General features: G+C 71.5%; 5 protein-coding genes. 2 read left to right on the forward strand and 3 right to left on the reverse strand.

Going from position 1 to position 4,327, the window contains the following annotated elements; translation table 11 throughout:
- On the reverse strand, positions 1 to 970 hold a 970-nt coding region (locus FRW57_RS17975; protein ID WP_152186642.1), incomplete at its 3' end, for an o-succinylbenzoate synthase.
- Positions 971 to 1,097: 127 nt separating this feature from the next.
- Positions 1,098 to 1,529 carry a hypothetical protein gene (locus tag FRW57_RS17980; protein WP_152186643.1) on the reverse strand — a complete coding sequence of 144 codons (432 nt, stop codon included), beginning with the start codon at positions 1,527 to 1,529 and terminating at the stop codon, positions 1,098 to 1,100.
- A 212-nt stretch (positions 1,530 to 1,741) separates the two neighbouring features.
- Here FRW57_RS17980 and FRW57_RS17985 point away from each other — a divergent pair, with 212 nt between their 5' ends.
- Positions 1,742 to 2,674: a 1,4-dihydroxy-2-naphthoyl-CoA synthase gene (locus tag FRW57_RS17985; protein WP_152186644.1), complete on the forward strand. Its 933-nt coding sequence runs from the start codon at positions 1,742 to 1,744 to the stop codon at positions 2,672 to 2,674.
- A gap of 49 nt (positions 2,675 to 2,723) precedes the next feature.
- Complete coding sequence (locus tag FRW57_RS17990; RefSeq protein ID WP_137121420.1) at positions 2,724 to 3,572, forward strand: NAD-dependent epimerase/dehydratase family protein; 849 nt, start codon at positions 2,724 to 2,726, stop codon at positions 3,570 to 3,572.
- Here the strand turns inward: FRW57_RS17990 and FRW57_RS23445 are convergent.
- On the reverse strand, positions 3,557 to 4,327 hold a 771-nt coding region (locus FRW57_RS23445; protein ID WP_203230399.1), incomplete at its 5' end, for a hypothetical protein. The two genes, FRW57_RS17990 and FRW57_RS23445, sit on opposite strands and share 16 nt — an antisense overlap.

Consider the following 4,327-nt stretch of genomic DNA (forward strand, 5'->3'; position numbering starts at 1 on the left):
GCACCCGGTCGCGCCACCACAGCTCGCGGTCCCGGGGCGCGGCCCACCTCGCCAGCAACCCCTCGTCCGGCCCGGGTCGTCGCACGGTGACCTGGCCACCGGAGGGCACGAGCCGATCCGCCGTCACGTCGCCCTCCAGGAGCTCGACGGTGCCGAGGCCACAGGCGTGCGGCAGCTCCGGCAAGGCCGCCGCGAGCGCGACCCCCGCCGCCATGCCGACACTCGTGTCGAGCGCGCTGGACACCACCGTGGGCAGGCCGCACTCCGCCGCGATCCGCAGGGCCGTCCGCACTCCCCCCAGCGGTGCCACCTTCACGACGATGACGTCCGCCGCCTCCTCCCGCACCACGCGCAGCGGGTCGGACGCCTTGCGGATCGACTCGTCGGCGGCAACCAACACGTCGATCCCCCTGTGCGCCAAGGCGACTCGCAGCCGCGCCAGCTCCCCGACGCTCGGGCACGGCTGCTCGGCATACTCCAACCCGTATGGCGCGAGCCGCCTCAGCGCCTCCGTCGCCTGCGCGACGTCCCAACCCCCGTTGGCGTCCACCCGGATCCGTGCGCCCGGGCCCATGACGTCGCGGACCGCGGCCACCCGGTCGAGGTCGTCCTCGAGGTGCTGGCCGCGCTCGGCGACCTTGACCTTGGCGGTGGAGCACCCGTCATACCGGGCCAACACCTCGGGCACCTGCCTTGGGGAGACCGCGGGGACGGTGGCGTTGACCGGCACGCTTTCGCGGACCGGGTCGGGCCAGTCCCGCCAGGCGGCCTCGACGGCGGCGATCAGCCAACGGGAGGCCTCGGCTGGGGCGTACTCGGGGAACGGTGAGAACTCGCCCCATCCGGCTGGTCCGTGCAGCAGGGCCGCCTCACGCACCGTGACCCCGCGGAACCGGGTGCGCATCGGGATCTGCACGACCCGCAGCCCCGCCAGCAACTCGTCGAGGTCGGGCAGGGCGTCGGCGGGCATGCGCCCATCCTCGCTGATCCGACCAGCGACCAGACCCAGCAGGTGTCCTAGAGCTTCACCGACCGCCTGCACTGGTGAGGGTGGGACGCGCGGCGTGCGTCCCACCCTCAGCGGAGGCCGGGGAGGGTCAGGCGGTCGCGCTGCACTCTTCGATGAGCATGCCGATCGCCTCACCGTAGGCGTCCTCGGCGTGGTCGATGCCCTTGCCGTCGGAGCCCAGGCCCTTGGCCTCCATGTTGGGGTTGCGTTCCGCGATGACGCCCCCCTGCCCGACGGCTTGCTTCATGCCGAAGGTGAAGGAGCTCGGGACACCCGCAGCCGGCGCCTTGGCCTCGACGCAGGCGGCCAGATCACTTGGTAGGCCGATGAACTGGGTGAGGACGGTGTCCAGGCTGACCGTTTCCCACGCGGCGGAGTGGGCGCCGGCAGAAGCGTTGCCCTGGTCGGACCGGCTGGCGTTGAAGCACTCGTGGGCCGATGCGACGCCTGCAGCGGCGACCATCAGCGCCAGGGACGACGCAGCAGCCGCACCGAGTCGGCCGAGGTGACGAAGTCTCATGGGTTTCCTCCAGGGTGGGGCCACCGGTCGGCGGCCGATGGCACAGCATCCCCCAGTGCGGTGCCGCTCGTCCCGGAATCAACGAATTCGCCCTCTACCATGGGGGTCGGCTTCAGGGGCGGCTCCGGGTGCAAATCAGCCGACCACCCGCCACAGCGTGCTCGCTGACCGTGGCCCGCCGCGTCGAGAGCCATGCGCCTATCCTCGCTGACGTGAGCAGCGACCAGACCCAGCAGGTGTCCGAGATCTTCGACCCGAGCGCGTGGATGCCGGTGGAAGGGTTCGAGTTCACCGACATCACCTACCACCGGGCCGTGCAGACCGGCGCCGTGCGGATCGCCTTCGACCGTCCCGAGGTGCGCAACGCCTTCCGGCCGCACACCGTCGACGAGCTCTACCGCGCGCTCGACCATGCCCGGATGACACCCGATGTCGGCGCGGTGCTGCTCACCGGCAACGGGCCGAGCGCGAAGGACGGTGGTTGGGCGTTCTGCTCCGGGGGCGACCAGAGGATCCGGGGGCGCAGTGGCTACCAGTACGCGCAGGGCGAGACCGCCGACACCATCGACGCGGCGCGGGTCAAGGCCGAGGGCGGCCGGTTGCACATCCTCGAGGTGCAGCGGCTGATCCGCACCATGCCCAAGGTGGTCATCGCGGTGGTCAACGGCTGGGCGGCGGGCGGCGGCCACTCCCTGCACGTCGTCTGCGACCTGACCATCGCCAGCCGGGAACACGCCCGGTTCAAGCAGACCGACGCCGACGTGGGCAGCTTCGACGCAGGCTACGGGTCGGCATACCTGGCAAAGATGGTGGGGCAGAAGAACGCCCGCGAGATCTTCTTCCTCGGCCGCACCTACGACGCCGAGGCGATGCAGCGGATGGGGGCGGTCAACATCGTGGCCGACCACGCCGACCTCGAGGCGGAGGCGCTGCGAGCCGCCACCGAGATCAATGGCAAGAGCCCGACCGCCCAGCGGATGCTGAAGTTCGCCTTCAACCTGACCGACGACGGGCTGATGGGCCAGCAGGTCTTCGCCGGCGAGGCGACCCGGCTGGCCTACATGACCGACGAAGCGGTCGAGGGGCGGGACTCCTTCCTGGAGAGGCGCGACCCCGACTGGAGTCCCTTCCCCTGGTACTTCTGACCTGTCCCGCTGGTCCACTCCCGCTCCGGCCAGCGCCTAGCCTGAGCGCATGCGGGTGTGGGTGAGCGGAGCGCGGGGCAAGCTCGGCGCGGAGGTGTGCCGCCAGGTCGCCGCGGCCGGGCACGAGGTGGTCGAGGCGGATGTGAGGCCGGTCGTTGACGGCCGGGATGGCGAGGTCCTCGACCTGCTCGATCGGCACGCGGTAGCGCGCTCCGTGCGCGGTGCGGACGCGATCATCCACTGCGCCGGCATCCCGAGCCCCGAGGACATCGAGCCGGCAGACCTTGTCCAGACCAACACCGTGTCGACGTTCAACGCCCTCGAGGAGTCGTGGAACACGGGCATCCGCACGGCCGTCCTGGCCTCCAGCGGTGCAATCTACGGCACCGCCTGGTCGACCCAGCCCTTCGACCAGCCCTATCTGCCGGTCGACGAGGACAGCCCGCTGCAGTACGTCGATCCCTATGCCCTCACCAAGGACTTCCTAGAACGGATGGGGCAGATGTATGCCCGGCGCGGCATGACCGTGACAGCGCTGCGGTTCCAGTGGATCCTCACCCGTGACGAGCTCCGCTCGCTCGACGGCGCCACGTCGGAGCGCGAGGACGCGCGCAACCTGTGGGGCTACGTCGACCTCGAGGACGCCGCCCGCGCCTGCCTGCTCTCGCTGACCCGGGAGGGCGAAGGAAACCCCTTCGAGTGCCTGCTGATCACGGCTCCGGACATCCGGGCGCAGCGGCCGATCGAGCAGCTGGTCGCCGAGCACTCCCCCAGCAGCGAGCTGCGCGCTCCGCTGACCGGCCGGGCCGGTGGCTTCGACTGCTCCAGGGCCCACCGCGTGCTCGGCTGGAAGGGCGCGCCTACCGCGAGACCGCCACGGGGTCAGGCCAGGGCGTAGGCGCGCGGGTCTCGGTGGGCGAGGAACTGCCGCACAGACTCCAGCAGCAGCTCCGCCGCACCCGGTGCCAGCGAGACCTGACCGGAGTAGCCGTGGTCAGCGAGCAGCCCGACGTGGTGCAGCTCGCGATAGGGCTCGAGGGCGAACCAGTAGGTGTCCTCGGCGGTGAGCGGAGACCCGTCGCTGCCGCGCCAACCCATCTCGCCGAGCACGACCATGACGGTCGCGACGAGGTCGTCGGTGGTGCTCGGCCCGGTCAGCAGCGTCGCCACGACGGCCTCGCGCGCGTGCTGCTCGACGTCCCACGGCCCACGGTCCAGCCAGCGCCGCGCCACCAGCGGCGCGAGCTCCGCGGGCGAGCTCGTGCTCGTCGCCTGCTTGGTGGTCCTCAACTCGCCCGCGTGCCGACGCACCAGGGACAGGCCCTGTGCCACCTGCCGCGTGTAGCGCAGGTCGGGCCGCTGCGACTCCCTGTTGCCCCGGCCGAAGCCGTGCGGTTCGCCGACATCACCGACAAAGTCACGCACCGTGGCCGGCTTGAGGTATCCCGCCGAGGTGAGCGGTTCCGGCTCCTTGCACCGTTCGACCAGCCACCACAACCGGGCCAACCGCTCGGACAGGTCGACGCCGTCAATCAGCGGCCGAGCCACGGCGACCCGGTCGATGAGCGGCGCGAGCAGCGACGACCGCGCCATCGAGCGCCCCGCCCCCGCCCACAGCTCGGCGCGCTCGGCCAGCACCTTGGCGAGGACTGG

The organism is Segeticoccus rhizosphaerae (assembly GCF_009192725.1).
Classification (GTDB): Bacteria; Actinomycetota; Actinomycetes; order Actinomycetales; family Dermatophilaceae; genus Segeticoccus; species Segeticoccus rhizosphaerae.

What these genes read in the sequence shown, in the direction of transcription:
- FRW57_RS17980 (WP_152186643.1), bottom strand. Translation starts at nt 1,529, where the DNA reads ATGAGACTTCGTCACCTCGGCCGACTCGGTGCGGCTGCTGCGTCGTCC.
- FRW57_RS17990 (WP_137121420.1), top strand. Translation starts at nt 2,724, where the DNA reads ATGCGGGTGTGGGTGAGCGGAGCGCGGGGCAAGCTCGGCGCGGAGGTG.